Below are 2823 nucleotides of genomic sequence, written 5' to 3' on the forward strand. Positions count from 1 at the left end.
AGCTTTCCTCGAGCCGCCGCGTGAAGAACGCCTTGAGCGCCTCATCCAGCCGCATCGTCGCCTCGCTCACCGTCGAGGCCGAGAAAGAGTGGCCGCACAGTTCCTCCGTCACCGCCTTCACCTTGCGGGTCGAAACGCCCTGCACGTACATCTCGACCAGCGCCGACACCAATGCCTTCTCCGAACGCTGGTAGCGCTCAAACAACTCCGTCGAGAACCGGCCAGCCCGATCCTGCGGAACGCGAAGCTCCAGCACCCCGACCCGCGTCACCAGCTTGCGCTCGTAATAGCCGGACCGGTAACTCGTCCGCTCCGCCGTCCGCTCGCCTTTCTCGGCCCCGATCGCCTCCGTCATCTCGGCTTCAAGAACCCCCTGCACGACACTCTGCAATGCCTGGCGAAAGCCGTCCTCATCCGACAACAGCAACGCTTTCAACTCGCCTCTGCTCAGTCTAACGTCTCGATTGGTCATGGCACTTCCCCTTCCACGGGAATCGGTGATCGCAACGTCACCACCGTGCCATGGCCGCTCGCCCCTCAGAGCAAGCCCCGTTCTCTCTCCAAAACTTTTTGCAGAACCTTCAGCACACTATCCGCGTCGAGGCGGTGCGCCAGTCTTTTCCCTTATCGTCAGCCATTGCTGCCCCCATCTGCATCCATTTCCGAGGAGCTGCCACGCTGCGTCCTGATGGCGCGCATCACCTTGGCCAGGTCGCGCCTGTCGACATCCGTCGTCTTCCCCTTCGCAAGGGGATCGCGCGCGGCGGCGACGATGTATCCTGCCTCGTCGACGTCGCGTAGCGATGTCATAGGTGGCTTGAACGCGGGCAGGTCCTTCCAATAGTCGCGCAGGCTCGAGATCGTTCCCCTGCTCGAGATGTCACGCGCGAAGTTCTCGACCTGCTTGTCGACGAGGCCGTGGTAGAATTCCTCGTAATGCGGCGCGCCGAGGTGCGCCGTACCCTTCCCGGCGAAACCGCTGGCGCGCAACATGAACTCGACCAGAGCCTTGGTGAAGGCGAGATGATCACGCTGCTCCATGGCGGCTAGCCGGTTGACTTGGTCCATGTGCGCGACCTCGAATATCTCGGGACCCCTGGTAGAGATCGAGATCCTCCCCGCCAATCGGAACGCCGTACAGCACGCTGACGGCATTGTAGGCATCAACCAGTGGGGAAATCCGCGGGAGAGAGCCATCTTTCCGCACCCGCTTGAGAAGCGCGGCGGCCGAGCACGGCGTTCGATTGCCCTTTGTGCCGAAAGCCTCGTAGGCAACGGCCCACGCCGCAAGATGCGCGTCCCTTTGGGCGTCATCGCGAAGCGCGGCCTGTTCCGCCGCCGCAATCGTGTCGTTCAACGCCTGTGCATCCGGCACGTCGATTTCAGCGTTCCGCACCACAATGCTGATCAGATGAAAATCCGGGTAGCGGGCCTTGATCTCGGGGTCAATCAATGGCGTGAAAGACATGGGAAGCTCTTTTCTCATGGGGAGGCTTTGCGCTGCGGGTCGTTCGGGAAATGTTTGAAGAAAGGTGCTTGTCGAGGCGTTGGTGCGTGGAACATTTTTCAAGGGTTTGCCGATAGGCAGGCGAGATCGCCAACGACATGATCTTCGCCCGATGCCCTACAAACACAATGCCAGCCGCCGCCACCGAGTCGCGAAGATGAAATTCAAGGTGACAAACTGGCCGGAATACGAGGCGGGCCTTCGGCGGCGCGGCAGTCTGACGCTGTGGTTGACAGAAGAAGCCTTGGCCAGGTGGCATGCGCCGCGAAGAACGACCCGCGGCGGCCAGCCCCGCTATTCCGATCTCGCCATCGAGGCGGTCTTGACACTGGGATGCGTCTTCGGGCTTCGTCTGCGCCAGAGCGAGGCATTGGCGACCTCGCTGCTCGATCTGATGGGGCTTGATCTACCGGTTCCCGATCACACGACGCTAAGCCGCCGGGCGCAGATATGGGAACCATCGGCCAAGCGGCAGCGGCATCCCGAGGACGGTCCGCTGCATGTGCTGATCGATAGCACCGGATTTGAAAGTCTACGGCGCCGGCCAATGCCTGGAAGACAAGCACGGTGCCAGATCACGCCGGACCTGGCGCAAGCTGCATTTGGTTCTCAATGCCGACAGCGGGGAGATCATCGCCCATTGTCTGACCGACCAGGACGGCGACGATCCCTCGCAGGTGAAGCCGCTGCTCGACCGGGTCGACGCAGAGATCGACCAATTCACGGCCGACGGAGCATATGATGGCGGTCCCACCTACTGCGCGGTGCTGCAACACAGCGTCACCGCAAGGATAGTCATCCCGCCACGTTCAACGGCCGTGGAGAGTGATGACACCGGACCACCCGGTCAAAGGGACGGTCACATCACGGCGATCGCCAATGATGGAAGGCTGAATTGGCAGGCGTCCACCGGCTATGGCAAGCGCGCCCTGATCGAGACCGCCGTCGGGCGCTACAAGGGGCTGATCGGACGTCGCCTGCGAGCCCGCTCCTTTTCGGCTCAGCAGACCGAGGTCGCCATCGGCTGCGCCGTTCTCAACCGCATGACGGCGTGCGCACGCCCGGAGTCCGTTCGCTGCCCGGCAAGGCCGACATAGCAGGCGGCATCAAAGAGCTGATTGTGCCTAATGCCACATTTGTGCACCAACGCCTTGTGGCGCGGGCAGCCACAGGCACAGGCTACGCGGAAAATGAAAAGCGGGGCCAACCCATTCGCTTGCACACAGCCTGGGTTTTGCCAGCTCCTCAACCGCAACGTGCTGTCAATCTTCGTCTTGCCATGTCTTGAACGCCGAACTGTTCACGCCATTGGCGCC

3 protein-coding genes and 1 pseudogene are annotated in these 2823 nt (G+C 62.0%); 1 reads left to right on the forward strand and 3 read right to left on the reverse strand.

Annotation, left to right across the window (positions count from 1 at the left end; genetic code table 11):
- The 3 genes from NKI63_RS30520 to NKI63_RS30530 all read right to left on the reverse strand — a co-directional run.
- Nucleotides 1–472 (reverse strand): transposase (locus tag NKI63_RS30520; protein ID WP_352824119.1); only part of this gene is annotated, 472 nt, incomplete at its 3' end.
- 158 nt (nucleotides 473–630) lie between these two features.
- Complete coding sequence (locus NKI63_RS30525; protein WP_352824120.1) at nucleotides 631–1041, reverse strand: hypothetical protein; 411 nt, start codon at nucleotides 1039–1041, stop codon at nucleotides 631–633.
- Entirely contained in the window at nucleotides 1028–1468 is a 441-nt protein-coding gene (locus NKI63_RS30530) for a B3/B4 domain-containing protein (protein ID WP_352824121.1), read from the reverse strand. The genes NKI63_RS30525 and NKI63_RS30530 overlap by 14 nt, the downstream gene beginning before the upstream one ends.
- 151 nt (nucleotides 1469–1619) lie before the next feature.
- Here NKI63_RS30530 and NKI63_RS30535 point away from each other — a divergent pair.
- Nucleotides 1620–2604 (forward strand): annotated as a pseudogene (locus NKI63_RS30535) (IS5 family transposase).
- Nucleotides 2605–2823: the final 219 nt, after the last annotated feature.

Origin of the sequence: Mesorhizobium sp. M0410, assembly GCF_040321435.1 — a bacterium.
Lineage (GTDB): Bacteria > Pseudomonadota > Alphaproteobacteria > Rhizobiales > Rhizobiaceae > Mesorhizobium.

Bases quoted from the DNA above. Each gene is read 5' to 3' on its own strand.
- NKI63_RS30525 (WP_352824120.1), bottom strand. From the start codon at position 1,041: ATGGAGCAGCGTGATCATCTCGCCTTCACCAAGGCTCTGGTCGAGTTC.
- NKI63_RS30530 (WP_352824121.1), bottom strand. From the start codon at position 1,468: ATGTCTTTCACGCCATTGATTGACCCCGAGATCAAGGCCCGCTACCCG.